This is a genomic window from Vibrio chagasii, assembly GCF_024347355.1.
Classification (GTDB): domain Bacteria; phylum Pseudomonadota; class Gammaproteobacteria; order Enterobacterales; family Vibrionaceae; genus Vibrio; species Vibrio chagasii.
The window spans coordinates 70,314-86,787 of the sequence record NZ_AP025465.1; the positions used below are offsets into that span (position 1 = coordinate 70,314).

General features: G+C 45.9%; 16 protein-coding genes. 8 read left to right on the forward strand and 8 right to left on the reverse strand.

All coding sequences use genetic code 11. The features are described 5' to 3' along the window. Window positions 1-9: 9 nt before the first annotated feature. Window positions 10-1,341, forward strand: coding sequence for an IS4 family transposase (locus tag OCV52_RS00305; protein WP_137409199.1), 1,332 nt, complete (start codon window positions 10-12; stop codon window positions 1,339-1,341). Window positions 1,342-1,389: 48 nt separating this feature from the next. On the opposite strand, the gene asnC is transcribed toward OCV52_RS00305, so the two are convergent. Next, entirely contained in the window at window positions 1,390-1,854 is a 465-nt protein-coding gene (gene asnC, locus OCV52_RS00310; RefSeq protein ID WP_008218581.1) for a transcriptional regulator AsnC, read from the reverse strand. A 125-nt stretch (window positions 1,855-1,979) separates the two neighbouring features. Here asnC and OCV52_RS00315 point away from each other — a divergent pair, with 125 nt between their 5' ends. The 3 genes from OCV52_RS00315 to OCV52_RS00325 all read left to right on the forward strand — a co-directional run bounded on the left by OCV52_RS00315 (window position 1,980) and on the right by OCV52_RS00325 (window position 6,709). Continuing rightward, a complete protein-coding gene (locus tag OCV52_RS00315) occupies window positions 1,980-5,102 on the forward strand; it encodes an EAL domain-containing protein (RefSeq protein WP_137406390.1) in 3,123 nt (1,040 codons plus the stop codon). Window positions 5,103-5,241: 139 nt separating this feature from the next. Next, window positions 5,242-6,021: a class I SAM-dependent methyltransferase gene (locus OCV52_RS00320; protein WP_137406383.1), complete on the forward strand. Its 780-nt coding sequence runs from the start codon at window positions 5,242-5,244 to the stop codon at window positions 6,019-6,021. A gap of 121 nt (window positions 6,022-6,142) precedes the next feature. Continuing rightward, a complete protein-coding gene (locus OCV52_RS00325) occupies window positions 6,143-6,709 on the forward strand; it encodes a DUF3450 domain-containing protein (protein WP_137406382.1) in 567 nt (188 codons plus the stop codon). A gap of 117 nt (window positions 6,710-6,826) precedes the next feature. On the opposite strand, the gene OCV52_RS00330 is transcribed toward OCV52_RS00325, so the two are convergent. Together OCV52_RS00330 and uspA are read right to left on the reverse strand one after the other, a co-directional pair. Further along, on the reverse strand, window positions 6,827-7,705 hold the full coding sequence (locus tag OCV52_RS00330) for a carboxylate/amino acid/amine transporter (protein WP_102425213.1): 879 nt from the start codon (window positions 7,703-7,705) through the stop codon (window positions 6,827-6,829). A 52-nt stretch (window positions 7,706-7,757) separates the two neighbouring features. Then, window positions 7,758-8,192: a universal stress protein UspA gene (uspA, locus tag OCV52_RS00335; RefSeq protein ID WP_004740958.1), complete on the reverse strand. Its 435-nt coding sequence runs from the start codon at window positions 8,190-8,192 to the stop codon at window positions 7,758-7,760. Window positions 8,193-8,381: 189 nt separating this feature from the next. Here uspA and ftnA point away from each other — a divergent pair, with 189 nt between their 5' ends. The 3 genes from ftnA to OCV52_RS00350 all read left to right on the forward strand — a co-directional run bounded on the left by ftnA (window position 8,382) and on the right by OCV52_RS00350 (window position 10,724). Further along, the gene (gene ftnA / locus OCV52_RS00340) at window positions 8,382-8,909 is read left to right on the forward strand and encodes a non-heme ferritin (RefSeq protein WP_004740959.1); all 528 of its coding nucleotides are present in this window, start codon (window positions 8,382-8,384) and stop codon (window positions 8,907-8,909) included. 68 nt (window positions 8,910-8,977) lie between these two features. After that, window positions 8,978-9,301 (forward strand): universal stress protein UspB, encoded by a 324-nt coding sequence (gene uspB, locus OCV52_RS00345; protein ID WP_004740961.1) that lies wholly within the window; start codon window positions 8,978-8,980, stop codon window positions 9,299-9,301. Between the two features lie 229 nt (window positions 9,302-9,530). Further along, entirely contained in the window at window positions 9,531-10,724 is a 1,194-nt protein-coding gene (locus OCV52_RS00350; protein ID WP_004740963.1) for a BaiN/RdsA family NAD(P)/FAD-dependent oxidoreductase, read from the forward strand. 90 nt (window positions 10,725-10,814) lie between these two features. Here the strand turns inward: OCV52_RS00350 and OCV52_RS00355 are convergent, their stop codons facing one another. From OCV52_RS00355 to OCV52_RS00375, 5 genes are all read right to left on the reverse strand, one after another. Beyond that, complete coding sequence (locus tag OCV52_RS00355) at window positions 10,815-11,576, reverse strand: hypothetical protein (RefSeq protein ID WP_137406381.1); 762 nt, start codon at window positions 11,574-11,576, stop codon at window positions 10,815-10,817. Continuing rightward, on the reverse strand, window positions 11,561-12,082 hold the full coding sequence (locus OCV52_RS00360) for an RNA polymerase sigma factor (protein ID WP_128162438.1): 522 nt from the start codon (window positions 12,080-12,082) through the stop codon (window positions 11,561-11,563). The genes OCV52_RS00355 and OCV52_RS00360 overlap by 16 nt, the downstream gene beginning before the upstream one ends. Before the next feature lie 10 nt (window positions 12,083-12,092). After that, entirely contained in the window at window positions 12,093-12,800 is a 708-nt protein-coding gene (locus OCV52_RS00365) for a hypothetical protein (protein WP_137406380.1), read from the reverse strand. A 14-nt stretch (window positions 12,801-12,814) separates the two neighbouring features. Beyond that, on the reverse strand, window positions 12,815-13,612 hold the full coding sequence (locus tag OCV52_RS00370; RefSeq protein ID WP_137406379.1) for a substrate-binding domain-containing protein: 798 nt from the start codon (window positions 13,610-13,612) through the stop codon (window positions 12,815-12,817). A gap of 258 nt (window positions 13,613-13,870) precedes the next feature. Next, on the reverse strand, window positions 13,871-14,752 hold the full coding sequence (locus OCV52_RS00375) for a DMT family transporter (RefSeq protein WP_137406378.1): 882 nt from the start codon (window positions 14,750-14,752) through the stop codon (window positions 13,871-13,873). 138 nt (window positions 14,753-14,890) lie between these two features. Between OCV52_RS00375 and rmuC the strand changes: the two genes are divergently transcribed. Then, entirely contained in the window at window positions 14,891-16,423 is a 1,533-nt protein-coding gene (gene rmuC / locus OCV52_RS00380; RefSeq protein WP_137406377.1) for a DNA recombination protein RmuC, read from the forward strand. Window positions 16,424-16,474 lie beyond the last annotated feature (51 nt).

A 16,474-nucleotide genomic window follows, 5' to 3' on the forward strand; every position in this document is an offset into this window, starting at 1 on the left:
GATTTTTTTATGTCTTTAGAAAGCCAACTTGCCAATACTTTTCAGTCGTGTAATACCTTCCACCACTTTGAAAAATACTCTGAAATTCTTAGTCCAGAGCTTATCCAGCAAGGTTTTGAGCAAGCTGGCGTCGCAACCGTTAGAAGAAGACGGTTACCTTTGGAGGCCGTACTTTGGTCCGTTGTTGGAATGAGTCTCTTTCGTCAACAATCTGTTTGGGATATTGCTAACCAACTCGATATTGTCCTGCCAGACAGACAACGCTTTGTTGCCCCAAGTGCTGTTGTTCAAGCGAGACAGAGATTAGGCGAAGAAGGCGTTAAACAAGTCTTTAAGAAGATGGCTACGCATGGCTATCACTCGTCTAATTTCGAAACTTGGTGTGGACTAAACCTTCTATCCGTCGATGGTGTCGTTTGGAGAACGACAGATACACCTGAAAATCATCAAGAGTTTAAAGCACAGAGCAATCAATCATCGGAGAATATTTACCCTAAGGTACGTATGGTTTGCTTGATGGAGCTTACAAGTCATCAACTAATCGATAGTACATTCTCTGACTATCGCACCAGCGAAATGCGCCTTGCAGAAGAACTCATCGAACAAACCCCCGATCATTCGCTGACTATTTTTGACAAAGGATACTACTCTCTAGGGCTACTTAATCGCTGGAATAAGGTAGGCAAAGAAAGGCATTGGATGCTTCCTGTGAGAAAAGACTTCCAGTATGAAGTCGTTCATAAATACAGTCAGAGTGACGCTATCGTTGATATAAAAACGACACCTCAGGCAAGAAAGAAGTTCAGTGATCTCCCTGAGACAATAGAAGCAAGGTTAGTGTCGAAAATCATCAAAGGGAAGACATATCAGGTACTTACATCAATGCGTGATGGGTTACGCTTTCCTGGTGAAGACATCGTAGAGCTTTATCGCTATCGTTGGGAAATCGAATTAGGCTATCGGGAAATGAAGCAAACCTTGCTTGATAGTGAGTATACATTACGAAGTAAGCGCCCAGATATGGTCAAGCAGGAGCTCTGGGGGATTTTGCTCGCCTATAACCTTATAAGACAAGTTATGACAAAGGCTGCGATTAAATTAGATAGCGTCTGGCCAAATCAATTAAGCTTTACGAGTAGTGCTATGGCTGTGACTCAATACTTCGCGGCTTTACCTTTAACGAGTCCTGGAAAACTTCCTAAACATTATGAAGTCTTACTCAAGCAAATATCCATGTTTACCCTGCCACCTCGAAGAGAAGATAGAAGTTACCCTCGTTGGGTGAAACTGAAACCCCAAAAATATGCAACGAACAGGAAAAATGCCAGTCAGCTTAACTGACTGGCATTACTCCTTGTGAGGCTCTTTTTGTATCGGCTTATCAATCGATTATGGGTTCACATTACGATTGATTGGGTTTTGCAGTGAGATTAGCGTCTCGGTCGATTGCACCTCATCAATTGCCTGCAACTTATCGATCAAAACGAACTGTAGCTCTTCAATCGATTTACACATCAACTTAACGAAAATATTGTAGGCACCAGTGGTGTAGTAGGCTTCAACCACCTCATCTAGGGCATTCAGTTTAGCGATTGCCGAGTGGTAATCTTTGGCTGCATTCAGGTTGATGCCAATAAAGCAACATACGTCGTAACCTAGCTTTTTCGTGTTTACCACCACTTCGGTGCGCTCAATAATGTCGGCCGATCTCATTTTCTCGATACGGACGTGAATAGTCGCAGGGCTTACGTCAAACTGCTTGGCCATCTCGGCGTAAGGCGTACGAGCATCTTCCATTAAGGTTTTCAGAATGGCACGGTCTAGGTCATCGAGACGAGCGGTAGTTGTGGACATGCTTAACCCTTAGATTTAATGAAAATATATCGGCTAGAGTACATATCATAGCCAAGGGTGATAATATTAGCAGCAACAATGATGTTAGGGTGAATTCAGTGCGATTTTGGGTGTTATTTATTGCGATGTGTTGGAGCGTATTGGCTTCGGCGCAGACAAAAGATGTATTGGTGATCCACTCCTACCATCAAGGCTTCTTTTGGACTGATGATTTCCATAAAGGGTTGTCCGAAGAACTCGATCGCGACGGGTTGTCTTACCGCGTCGTTTATCTCGACAGCAAACGCACTCAAAACCCTGAATACCTCGAGCGCGTTTACCAGCTTTATCACACCAAATTAATGCACGAAGAGTTTGCAGCGGTTGTGGTGAGTGATAACAACGCTCTTAATCTGATGAAGCGCCTAGCGTCAGATCTCGATGGAACCCCAGTTATCTTTGGTGGCATCAACAACTTCTCTCCTAAAATGATCGAAGGTTTGAACGCAACGGGCATCACTGAAGACATCGATCTGGTTGGTAACATCGAACTTATCAAGCGTCTCCAGGCGACCGTGAAAAAAGTTTATATGGTGACCGATCACTCGGTGACTGGTGAGGCCATTCGAGCGCAAATCGATCTGTTCATTGAAAAAAATCCTAACTTTGCAGACTTAATTGAACACTATGTTCCAGACTCATACCAAGAATTGACGACTTTTTCGCAGCGTGCAGACCTTGGGAAAAGCTTGCTGTTTTGGGCGTATTACCGAGATGCTAAAGGTGATGTGAGTAGTGATGAAGACTGGCGCCAGCTGAACATTAAAACGCAAATGCCGTTGTATATGGTGCACGACTTAGGCCTAGGCTTTGGTGCCATTGGCGGTGTGATTCAAAGCGGTGAAACTCAAGGACGTAACACGGGTCGTGTTTTGTTGCAGGTGTTGGCGAACCCTAATGAACCGTTGCCTCCTGTGGTCGCTGGTGCTCCGGAGATTAAACTCGACTATCAACAAATATCGCGTTGGGACTTAGGTGCTGAAAACGAAGCCGCGGTGACGTTCCTTAACAAGCCTAAGCCTTTCCTGATGCGCTACCGTGATGAAATTCGCACCATAGGTTTAATGTTCCTTGGCATGTCATGCGTAATCGCCATCTTGGTGTATTACCTCAATCGTCTCAAGAAGAGCGAACGTGCTAGCCGCCAAAGCCAACGATTGTTGGAGTCGATATTCGACCAGAGCCTTCAGTTTATGGGCATTATCGACAAAGGCGGTGTGTTGCTGTCGAGTAATAGCAAGCTGCATGAGCTGCTCTATAATCAGGGCTATAAGCTAGGAACACCTTTGCAAGAACATCAGCACTGGGAAGATTCTGCCAGTGAGGTGTTGAAAGAGTATTTTATTGAGCGAGATGATCCCCCATCTTTACGCTTTGAAGCTGAGGTTTGGTGCCGAGATCGCGGTGCGATGGTATTGGACATCTCATTAAAGCCGATGCCGGGTAGTGAAGAAGGTGATATTCAGTTCTTGTTTGAGGCGCGCGATGTCACTTCACGTAAGTTGGCTGAGAACAAGCTTTTCCAGCGGGAAGCGAACCTAAAACTCTATTACGACAAACAACCGGTGATGATGATCACCTTGGATGGCAATAACCGCATCCAACAAGTGAATCAGTTTGCCGAAGAGCTGCTTGGTTACCCACTGGATGAACTTTTAGGTCACCGTCCTAGAGAGTTCTATGTCGATGAAAACGCGATGATTCCACGTCATATCTTGTTGCAGCCACAGCACAAGATTCGCGGTGTATGGCGTCGTGATATTGAGTATCGTCATGCCGATGGCAGCACGATTTGGATTCGAGAAAATATCCGTCCGCTGGTGGAGTCTGATCAGCTGTTGATTGTGGGCGAGGACATCACCGAGACACATGAGCTTTCTGAAAAGTTGGAGTATCAGGCACGTTATGATCTGCTGACTGATACCTTTAACCGTAACCACTTTGAGCAAGAGCTACAGAAGGCACTCAAAGAGGTTGAGAGCCACATGCGCACCCATGCAATGCTGTTCTTAGACCTAGACCAGCTGAAAGTACTGAACGATACCGCAGGGCATGAAGCGGGCGATGCTGCGATCTTGTTTAGCGCGCAGTTATTGGAAGAGGTACTGCCATACAATGCGGTATTGGCGCGTATGGGTGGAGACGAGTTTGCGGTACTCATCAAAGACTGTACTGAGAGAGACGCGGTGAATGTGTGTCGCAGTATCATCTCGATGATGGGCGATAATCCATTCTTGTGGGATGACATCCGACTTAACTTAACCTGCTCTATCGGTATTCGATTGATCGACCATACTGCCGCAACGCCACAAATGGTGCATGCTCAGGCAGACGCGGCGTGTCATGCTGCTAAAGAGGAAGGACGTAACCGCTATCACCTTTACCATCAAGATGATGAAGACTTACGTCGACGTCATCTAGAGATGGAATGCGTTAACCTAGTGCATGAAGCCCTAGCCAATGATCGCCTGGAGCTGTTTGCGCAGCGTATTCTTGGCTTAGATGAAGACAGCGATAAAATGCACTTCGAGATCTTGGTGCGCATTAAGAATGTGGATGGGGAATACATCTCTCCGGGTATCTTCATGCCTGCTTCCGAGCGCTACAACATCGCGCATTTAATTGACCGCCAAGTGATCGGTCAGACATTGAGTTGGTTAGAGCAACGCCCACATCTGATTGATGACTTAGGGATGTGTTCTATCAACCTTTCTGGTCACTCGATGGGCAATCGAGAGTTTGTTGAGTTCCTGATTGAAAGCTTGAGTAACTCGTCGATTCCGTGTCATAAGATCTGCTTAGAGATCACCGAAACAGCGGCGATGAGCAACATGAAACAGGCGATCAAGTTCTTCACTCGAATCAAAGACCTTGGCTGCATGATTGCGCTCGATGATTTCGGGTCTGGGTTATCGTCGTTTGGTTACTTGAAGAAGCTACCAGTCGACATCGTTAAGATCGATGGTTTGTTCGTGCGTGATATTGATGTCAATGAGATGGACCATGTGATGGTTCGTTCTATCAATGATCTAGCCAAGCAGATGGGGAAGCACACAGTGGCTGAGTTCGTTGAAAACACCCAGATCATCGACAAGCTGATTGAGCTCGGAGTGAACTATGCACAAGGTTATATCATTGGCCGACCTAAGCCGCTTGCTGAACTGGTTGATGAGCTTCAGCAAGAACGAGCGCTAGAAAACGCAAACTAACTAGGCCTTGTGTACAGCCTTGTTTTAATCTCGTGACTTTCAGTGCTAATAGTTTGCACCGCTAATATGTATTGTTGAGGCAATCAGGTAAACTGGTTGCCTCTTTTGTTTTGAATACTACTGTCTGTTGGAGACGACCTTGCAACTACAACTGATTTGCGAAGATGCTACCCAAATCGATCATCTGAATGACTTAGCGACTCGTTGGAATTTATCTCACGATGAAAACAGCGAATTTGCTTTGGTGCTGACTAGCGAGCGACTTGAGCTGCGCAAAGTAGACGAGCCCAAACTAGGCGCTATCTTCGTTGATCTAGTTGGCGGCGCGGTTGGTCATCGACGTAAGTTTGGTGGTGGCAAAGGCCAAGCTATCGCCAAGGCGGCAGGTTTAAATAAAGGCGTTACGCCAACCATTCTTGATGGTACGGCTGGCCTAGGGCGCGATGCATTTGTACTGGCTTCCCTAGGTTGCAAGGTGCAGATGGTCGAGCGTCACCCTGTTGTTGCAGCGCTGCTTGATGATGGATTACAGCGTGCGCAGCAAGACCCTGATATCGGTGGCTGGGTTAGCGAACGCATGAAATTGATTCATGCTTCAAGCCACGATGCGCTGGATAAACTCAGTGACGATCCTAACTTTGAGCAACCGGATGTGGTGTATCTAGATCCAATGTACCCACACCCAGAGAATAAAAAGAAATCGGCTCTAGTCAAAAAAGAGATGCGCGTATTCCAATCTTTGGTTGGTGCAGATTTAGATGCTGATGCTCTATTGGCGCCTGCAATGAAGCTCGCATCAAAGCGAGTTGTGGTCAAAAGACCCGATTATGCGGCTTGGTTAGATGAGCAAAAACCGAGTATGGCGATCGAAACCAAAAAGAACCGTTTTGACGTGTATGTGAAAGCATCAATGACTTAGCGATGCGCTAAGAAAATTTCCCGTCATAAATACGATAAATTGCTATTTAACACTTGCGATAGTCGCGTTACGGATGTATATCTAACTAAGAATCATTATTATTCTTAGCTGGAGTTGTAGCATGGCTAAACGCTTTTGTAAGTTAAACCGTCGAGATATTACCGAACACCTAGGCGAGATCCACAGCTTGGTTACTGAACCTAAGTTTGTGTGCCGCTCTTGTGCACGTTCATCGGCGGACGAAGCGAACCTATGTAAACCAACAGCAATTCCACCGCTCGGTTGTCAGAATAAGCCTGCTGAAGAAAAGGCAGCTTGTGGCCTGTTAGCCGAAACGCTACCAAAGCCTGAAGTTACCTTGGCAGAGATGCCTGATTCATCTGTACAGATGTTTGACCCAGCCGTTGTTCTTGGAGACGCAGAGAAACAAGCGTCACCGAAAAAAGCCAAATTGAAAAAACGCATCGCTAACGCGAGTGGTGATGAGAAATCAGAACTGAAGCGAGCGAAGAAAGCGGCTAAGAAACAAGAGAAATACAATAAGAAGCTGGCGAAGATGATTAAGAAGCAGCAAAAGCTGTTTAAGAAAAGCCAGAAGCTGGAAAGTGAATTGGAACGCATCAATCTACGACTTGATGATGTAGCTTTCACGGAAAACCAGGCTGTGGTTGTGAATCATATTCACTAACACCAACTGTTGAACATTATTCAACACGTTAGCCAGATCTAAAAAGAGCGACCTTAGGTCGCTCTTTTGCTTTTTGTCTCCGAAGAGAACTTGGCCGCGCTGGCGCATAAAAATTTGTTAGGCGTTCGCCGCGGATCTCGCCACACGCTTTTTCACCCACGTCTCATTCACGATGAGAGAAAGCAAGATAACCCCGCCGCCAATCGATAGTCGTACCAAATCAACGTCTCGGTTCCAGATCAGGATGTTCACCACCAAACCAGCAGGCACCAACACGTTATTCATTACGGCAAGTGCACCTGCGTTTACCATGCATGCGCCTTTGTTCCACATAAAGTAACCCAACCCAGAAGCAATTAAGCCAAGGTAGATTAGGATTCCCCATTGCAGTGAAGTGGTTGGTAGTTTTTCAGGGTTGCCTAGAAGCATGAACGCAACCGAAGCCACGCACAGAGCGCCTAGGTAGAAATAACCAAATACCGTATGTTGAGGAAGCTCTGTCGACTCCTTCTCCATCACCACTTTGTAGCCCACCTGACCAATCGCAAAGCAGAGGTTTGCACCTTGCACGACAAGGAAGCCAACCAAAAAGTTGTCGTTAATTCCAGCGAACTTAATGAATACTGCGCCCAATACCGCAATCGCAGCCGTGACTAAGTACCAAGGTGAAAACTGTCCTTTGAGGAAGTCATAAATCAGAGTGACATAGATTGGAGTAAAGACGGTAAATAGCAGCACTTCCGGTACGGATAACAGCAAAAAAGATTGATAGTAGAAGCAGTACATCAGGCCAAGCTGAATACCACCAATCGCCATCAATTTAGCGATCAACTTACCAGGGATGCCACGGAACTTCAGGAAAGGAAGAAAGACGATACCTGCTAGCGCAACACGCATCAAAACAGAGAACCAAGAATCAACCTGACCAGCAAGGTAGACGCCAATCAGGCTAAAAGAGAAGGCCCATAGGAGGGTAACACCAGCTAAATAGCTCATAGTAAAACTTCGTTATTAAGAGATGAGCTGTATGTTACCTAACCTTAAATCATTAGTCTTCTGAATCTCTTAGAGGCACGACCAGCATATCAACCGGAGTGGCGTTGATCAGTTGTCGTGTAGAAGAGAGCAGTTTGCTCCAAAAGTCCTGATGGTGACCACACACCACTAAATCAACGTTGTATTCGGTGATGGTATCGCACAACTCATGGCTCAAATCGCCGCTACCCACAAGCGTGTGAGTGATCGGGTATTGAGCATGTTCAGCAAAGTTTTGTAGCTGAATCCGAGACGCTTCCATCGCGTTGTGTTGGGTTTCTGCCATGTTGATGTCAATCAGCCCTGTATAGAGCTCGGCATAGTTAATATCGATATGGATAAAAGAGACTTTGGCTTCTAATGGCTTTGCCAATGCTACCGCTTTATCCACAATTAATTTGCTGTCATCTGATAAATCGACTGCGACCAAAATATGTTTGTAACTCATATCGCTACCTCCTTTATTCATTGTCTGATTAAAGATTAGCACTATGCGATGCCTTTTTTTGCTGAAGTGATCTCATATCCATCGTCTTGCGTAGTGAAGGTTCGAAATATCGGCTAACTAATGGTCAGCGAGAAATTAATAAAATAGTGATATAGTAGAGAAAATTGAGGATGTACTTAGGAGTCTTAAATGCTGTCACAAACTATGGTTGAGCAACTGAACGAGCAAATTAATCTAGAATTTTTCTCATCCAATCTATACTTACAAATGAGTGCTTGGTGTGAAGACAAAGGATTTGAAGGTGCAGCAGAGTTTCTGCGTGCTCATGCGGTAGAAGAAATGGAACACATGCAGCGTCTCTTCACTTACGTAAGTGAGACAGGTGCAATGCCAATTTTAGGTGCGATCGAAGCCCCAAAACATGAATTTGAAAGCCTTGGCGCAGTATTCCGCGAAACCTACGAGCACGAGCAGATGATTACTGAAAAGATCAATAAGCTGGCTCACGTTGCTTTCAGCACACAAGACTACTCAACCTTTAACTTCCTGCAATGGTACGTTGCAGAGCAACACGAAGAAGAGAAGTTGTTTAAAGGTGTATTGGATAAGCTAGAGCTTGTTGGTGAAGACGGTAAAGCACTGTTCTTTATTGATAAAGACCTAGCGCAATTGGCAAAAGATGGTTCATCTTCAATCATGGATGCTCCTGCAGCCTAGGCTGTAAGAAAAAGACTCTGATTATCTTTTTCTTTTGAGTTTTCCTTTGAAGATGTAGGGAGGAAAGGATGATCAGCGGCGACACTATTCTATTTGCACTAATGGTTGTGACTTGCGTGAACTGGGCGCGTTATTTTACGGCGCTACGAACGCTTATTTATATTATGCGAGAAGCACATCCTCTACTTTATCAACAAGTAGACGGAGGCGGGTTCTTCACAACTCATGGCAATATGACCAAGCAAGTTCGCTTGTTTAGTTACATCAAAAGCAAAGAATACCACCATCACCATGACGAGGTTTTTACTTCTAAATGTGATCGAGTAAGAGAACTATTCATACTTTCTTCGGTTTTGCTTGGTGTGACGTTAGTGGCCGCGTTTATCGTCTAGGTAAATCAGCGAGTGCGCTTAGAGTGTCGGTTATTCTCTCGTTGGACTTTGTAAAACACTAGCCAGTATACGAAGTTTGAATGGTAGAACACCAATTGCAAAGTTTAAAATTGCCGCTAAAATAGCGAGCAATTAGTAAGGATGTGCTGTTAATGCACATCCTTTTTTATTGATGGCATTTTGAGAACAGGGCGCTCTCAAGGTGCAAAGTGAAGAAAGCAGAACCGCAATGAGTGAAAAATTTGATGTAATCGTGATTGGTGCGGGCGCCGCAGGCTTAATGTGTGCCGCGGAAGCTGGTAAACGTGGCCGACGAGTGCTGGTGGTTGATCATGCGAAAAAACCAGGCAGAAAAATTTTAATCTCAGGTGGTGGCCGTTGTAACTTCACCAACTACGATGTGTCTGCGAATAACTTCCTGTGTAAAAACCCCCACTTCGTCAAATCGGCTCTGTCTCAATACACCAACTGGGATTTCATCTCTATGGTGAGCAAGTACGGCATTGAGTTTGAAGAGCGCGATCACGGTCAGCTATTTTGTGTGAATGACCACACAGCAAAAGATATCGTGAGCATGCTGCTTGAAGAATGTCAGCAAGCGAAAGTTGAGCAACGCTACCGCTGTGACGTTCACTCTATCGAAAAGACCGACTCTGGCTTCAAGATGCACCTCAATACCGACCAAGTTGAATGTGATTCACTGGTGGTAGCGACTGGTGGTTTGTCGATGCCTAAGCTGGGCGCAACGCCATTTGGCTATAAGATTGCAGAGCAATTTGGTTTGTCCGTCATGCCGACTACAGCAGGTTTAGTGCCGTTTACGTTGCATAAAGAAGATAAAGAAGATTTCGCAGAGCTTTCTGGTATCGCGATTCCTGCGGAGATCACAGCGCAAGATGGGACCTTATTTAAAGAAGCGCTGCTGTTTACGCACCGCGGTCTATCTGGTCCATCGGTACTGCAAATCTCTTCGTTCTGGAAAGCGGGTCAGTCAGTTTCAATTAACCTAGTACCAGAAGCTGATGTGACTGAATTGCTGGCCAACTCTCGTGAGAAGCACCCAAACCAGAGCTTAAAGAACACACTAGCAAAAGTATTACCGAAGCGTTTTGTTGAGGTGTTGATTGACCGTAAAGAGCTGGAAGACAAACCGCTTAAGCAGTTCAACGAAAAGCAGCTTAATGGCATTGTTGAGCATCTAGAAAACTGGAAAATCGCACCAAATGGCACAGAAGGCTACCGTACGGCGGAAGTTACTCTTGGTGGCGTTGATACCGATCATCTATCTTCAAAAACCATGGAATGTAAGAACATCAAAGGCTTGTTCTTCGTTGGTGAGGTGATGGACGTAACGGGCTGGCTTGGTGGTTACAACTTCCAATGGTGTTGGAGCTCAGGCTTTACTGCTGGTCAGTGGGTGTAGTTAACAATTTCTCCGCAACAGCGATGGACTCATAATGACGACCATCGCTGCTGTTCAATACCGTATTAGACTTTGCCGAAAGCTAAGAGCTTATGATGCTTTGCTTGTTGGTGGGTTGCTTAGTTCAACACAACGCCCTCGATATAAAATCTCACTGTTTGGGTCGCGATTAGCGGTCACTAGCAGTTCAGAACTGCTTTTAAGCGTTTGCCACTCAGTTGGCGACATATAGCGGACGTTATTTACATTTTCTAGGCTATCAATGAGTTTGAGCTCACCAGTATTTCCATCTCTCATCCACACCATTGCTCTATCCATAGGTACTTTCGCCATCGCACGATTTCTCTGCATGCGGATACTTGATTGCCCGGGCTTTTCTCCTTGATAGGCGACCAAAGCAAAATGGTCTTTTTGGCTCTCAGAAGACATCATGGCTAAGTAACTAATAGGGCGTACTTGTGCGATCTCTGCTAGTTGCGAGGTTGGTGATACAAAAGGTTGTAGCGACAATCCTAGGAGCAGAGAAAAAGCCATGCCAATAGGGAGCCACCACCAACGCATAGTCTGAGTCTGTTTCGGTGGGGTGATTGTTTGGGACGCGATGTTTTTCCATACTTGGCGTGGCGGAGGTTTCAAGTTGCCTTCAGAATGTGCCATGTCGACTGCTGGGGTTAAGCTAGACAAATGCTGATGCCAAAGGTCGATGTGTTCCCACCAAGTGGGATCTGATCGTATGAGGGTTTCCAATCTCTTTCGTGCGAGTGGCGTTAATGTTCCCAGAACGTATTCGCTGACGAGTTTTTCTCTTAGCTCTTGATTTTGATAACGTACGTTTTTTAATTGGTCAGGCATCGTTTTAGCTCCTGTAAACCTCGGCGAATCCACGATTTCACTGTACCAAGTGGAGTGCTCACATGGTGGACGATCTCTTGATGACTCATCCCGTGCTGATAGGCCAAGATAATCGCATTCCTTTTCTCTTCAGCGAGCGTGTTTAGACAGTATGATAAGTTGGCCCTTGAGTCAGATGTTACTTCGAGAGCGATCTCTTCAGGAGGCTTTACCAGTTGTTCTTCCCCTCGATTGTTCCGCTTTCTAATTTCATCTATAGCGAGGTTTCTCATACTTTGGCATAACCAAGCCCAAGGGTGATTTACTGGATATTGCTGGTTGTTGTGCCAGAGCTTTACGAACCCCTCTTGGAGTATATCCGCTGCAACGTGTTCGTCTTTAACGACGCCGAGGATAACGTTGAAAAGCCGGGTACTGGTCAACTGGTATAGCGCTTCGAACGCAGCTTGATCTCGAAGCGCTACTTGGGAAAGCAGTAAACCTATCTTATGTTTATCGGTGTTCACGCTTTCCTCATTATTGTTCTACCATGTGCCAGACTTGTTTTACGCCATTGCCACTAGTTTCACCGGGCTTTTGGTCTTTTATCCAACGATAAAGCGGTTTGTTGTGATATGTCCATTGATATGAGTCGTCGTTGCGCTGAGTCACCCCAAATCCTCCCGTCAGATTTAGATCTTCTATCCCCTTTTGAGTTATCTCTGTATCCACGAGGGCAGGTGGCCACTTGGAGGCGCAATCGTCGTAGCAAACGGATTGGTTTGGTTTGTCTTTATCAAAGGTATAAAGGGTCTGATTATGTCTATCGACCAGATAACGTTGCTTACCATCATTGAACAGTCTGATGGTGACATCATCCGCTCGAGCTAGCGGCCAAACGCCTTTGATGCTTGCACCTGTGATCTCTCCTTTCTGGGAGTCCTGATGCCAGCGATAAAGTGGTTTTCCGTTCAAAGCCCATTGTTTGTTGCCGTCTTCTCTTGTGATTTGGCTGAAGTCTGCCAGCATGCCGAAGTGCTCGCTGGATTGTGCGGTTTCGAGAACGGGCGGCCATAACTTTTCACATTGGTCAGTACATACAGATTTCCCAACTGGATCTTTGCTAAAGGTATAAAGTGACTTGCCTGAGGCATCAGTGTACACCTCTCCAACTGACGTAGTTGTTGTTGGCGCAGCAAAACTAGTTGGGGTGATCAGTAATGCCGAAAATAATAGTTTTTTCACAGTCGTTTTCCTTATTAACGAGTCCAACCTTCGCGAGTGAAAAAGGTTTCTCCCTCACTGCTGTTAACGAAATCAATGAAAGCTTGAGTTTGTGGATCTGCACCTTTTGCCTTTGCTAGGGTGAGATCTCGGTAGATGCGTCTTTCTGGCTCAATTTCTACATAGTCGACTTTATCGGCATGGTTGAGCGGCCAGTGAATCCAAGTGATCCAAGCATCAGCCTTTTGCTGTTGAAAAGCTTTGAAACTTGCTCCGCTGCCTTTAGCGTAAGCAATGATTTTTTTGCGAAAGTTCTGTACGTCAGCCAGTGAGCCTGTGCGTCCTGCGACGTCTTCCCAAACGCCTGTACCGGAAGTGTTGTAAACCCCTAGACCTTCAGTCACGACTATTCGTGCTGGTTTTTCGAGTAGGTCTTTAATCCCATTGATATTTTTTGGGTTCCCCTTTGGGACCGCAATCACTGCACGGCGCAAGTACACTGGCTCTACATCTTGATCGGTAATAAAGGGGTAGGTTTCAACAAAAGCACTCATGGATTGTTCCGAGGATCCAAAGATTAGGTCAGCATTTTGCTGTGCGTCTTTCGTCCACTTTGATTCAGGCCCAGCGATCACGTTTACCGTCACCTTACTTTTTTTACTGAAAGCTTCTGCGGCATGACGAAGCGAGGTGTCGGGGCCTCCTGGGCCATAGATATTGATTTCTCCATCTTGAGGTTGATGGGTGATGTCTGAATCAAGTTGGGGTGAGGCGAGTGCTGAAGTGCTCGCAAGCAGTATGCTTAGGCCTACAGTAGTTAGTTTAAGTTGCATCTTTTCTCCTAATCTAAACTCAAAATGCTTACAAGAGACGCAAGAGCTCACCGATTGGATGCAGTAAAGGTAAATTTTTTTGTTCAGCCTTGTTATTTAGGTCGTGATTTTATTTTTTCTCAATGAGATAGAGGGTGTAGTTGAGGGGCAAAGAAGTGGATAGTTTGCGATTTTAGGTGCCAGCCTTGAGAGGGTAGGCACCTAACAATGTTTACCAAGAGAAGAGGTTAGCAAGCGATGTTTTATAATGAGCCTGATCTATTTACTTACTTTGATTTGTTGAATCACCAAACCAGCAATAATCAGCACTAAACCAAACAGGGTTGATGGGTGAATTTCTTCGCCGATAATGGTGGAAAGTAGCATCAAAGAGATAAAAGGTGAGGCGAAAATCAGGTTGCTGATGCGTGCCGTGTTGTTGGTTAACTTCAATGCCGATAGCCACAACACAAAGGTAATTCCCATCTCAAACAAGCCAACGTAAGTCACCGCCATCCAACCTTTCGCCGTGATTTGGCTAAAGCTTTCGCCCTCGAAAATGGTTAAACCAATCGCGAAGGGTAACGCCACTAAGAATCCAAGTAGTACACCAACCACAGGATCAGCCTTGTTTTTGGTGTTAAGGATCCAGTAGCCCGCCCACAGTAGGGTTGAAAGCAGTGCTAGCGCAACACCAAGTGGGCTATCGAACTGCATACCTAGTACATCGCCTTTGGTAGCAATTACAACCACACCCGCATAACTGAAGGTACAAGCCACCCAATCTTGCTTGCGAACCCTTTGTCCCAGAAAAACCGCTGCCATCAGCGTTAGCGTGATAGCCCAGCTGTAGTTGATGGCCTGAGCTTGAGAAGCTGGCAGCAGGTCGTATGCTTTGAAGAGAATCAGGTAGTAGGCCAGCGGGTTAACCAAACCAAGCAGTAGGTAGTACCAAGGGTTTGATAGGAATGTTGTGCTTAGCTGAGAAAGCTTACCTTGAAAGGCGCAGACCGCGATTAGCGCAGTCGACGACACAATGCTGGCAATGGTCAGCATTTGAATAGGTGAAAACTCAGCAAGGGTCAGCTTAAAAGCAGTAGCGACCGTTGACCACAGCAGCACTGCGGAAAGGCCAAAGCCCAAGGCACGACGTTCATTCATGGTAACTCATTCTAATTGGGTGGGACTGAACACGGAGCGCTTAGTCTATCTGTCGAATTTTAATACGGCAAACTGGACATTTATCCAGTATCAAAATACCATTTAATGAGTTATTTCCAATTAGGCTAAATCATTATCATGCAATGGATTATCGAACATCAGGCAACGCTTATTGCTGCAATTTCTGGCGCACTCGTCAGTGGCGGCGTCGTGGGTTGGTGGGTTAAACAGAAACTCTCTTTTCAGCAGCGATTGCTCGAGCAGCAACTTGAGTCTGATCGTTTGTTGCATGAATCTCAGCAGTCACAGCTCAAATCCTCCTTGGCAGAGGCACAGCAAGAGCTCGATGAAATGGATGACGAGCGAGACAAAGCCGCATTTGAGCTTAAACAAGCACACGGTAAGGTGATGGCGGCGATGGAAAAGCTTCGCTACTTCGAAGCGGTCAAACAAGAACGACAGCAGTATGCCGATGAGATTAACGTACTGAAAGACCATAAGTCGGAGTTGGAGGCTGAACTCCGTGAGCAAGAAGCAAGGCACGATCAAGAGAACCTTGCTAACAGTGAAAAGCTGCAGCTCTTAGAGCAGGCTGAATCACGCCTAAAGCAGCAGTTCGAGCATCTTGCCAATCAGCTGTTTGAAACCAAAACTGCTAAGGTCGATCAACAAAACAAGCAGAGTTTAGAAGGGTTACTCTCACCGCTGAGAGAGCAACTAGAAGGCTTTAAGAAGCAGGTTAACGATAGCTTTAGCCAAGAAGCCAAAGAGCGTCATACCTTAGTACATGAATTGAAAAACCTGCAGCGCCTTAATGAAAGTATGACTCGCGAAGCGGTTAACCTGACTCAGGCGCTCAAGGGTGACAACAAACAGCAAGGTAACTGGGGGGAAGTGGTGCTGGCTCGTGTGCTTGCGGAGTCAGGCCTGCGAGAAGGGCACGAGTACCAAACGCAAGTGAACCTACAGAATGATGCAGGTAAGCGCTATCAGCCCGATGTGATAGTCCATTTGCCACAAGATAAGCAAGTGGTGGTGGATTCTAAAATGGCATTGGTCGCGTTTGAGCGCTACTTCAATGCTGAAACTGATCAGCAGCGTGATGTCGCATTGCGTGATCACTTGGTCTCACTGAGAGCGCACATCAAAGGTCTGAGCCAGAAGGATTATCACCAGCTTAAAGGCATCCAAAGTTTGGATTACGTATTGATGTTTATCCCAGTTGAACCTGCATTCCAAGTGGCGATTCAAGCTGACCCTAGCTTGGTGAAAGACGCGATGGAGCAAAACATCATCTTAGTCAGCCCTACTACTTTGCTGGTGGCACTGCGCACCATTGATAACTTGTGGCGCAATGAAAGACAGAACCAGAACGCGCAGGTGATTGCCGAGCGCGCAAGCAAGCTTTACGACAAACTGCGCCTGTTTGTCGATGACATGGAAGGTCTTGGTAGCTCGCTAGATAGAGCCAATCAAAGCTATCAAGGCGCCATGAACAAGCTAGCAACAGGTCGCGGTAACGTGATTCGTCAGGCTGAAAGTTTCAAGCAATTGGGCGTTGAGGTGAAGAAACCTATCTCTATTGGCTTGGCAGAAATGGCGCAAAATGAGGCTTTTTCAGAAAATGCCTCCTTAGTAGAAAGACAACCCGCTGAGGATAAAGTAAACTAATCGGCCGCAGCGCCTCTAAACACAGAGTGTGCTGTCGATGAGAACTTACCA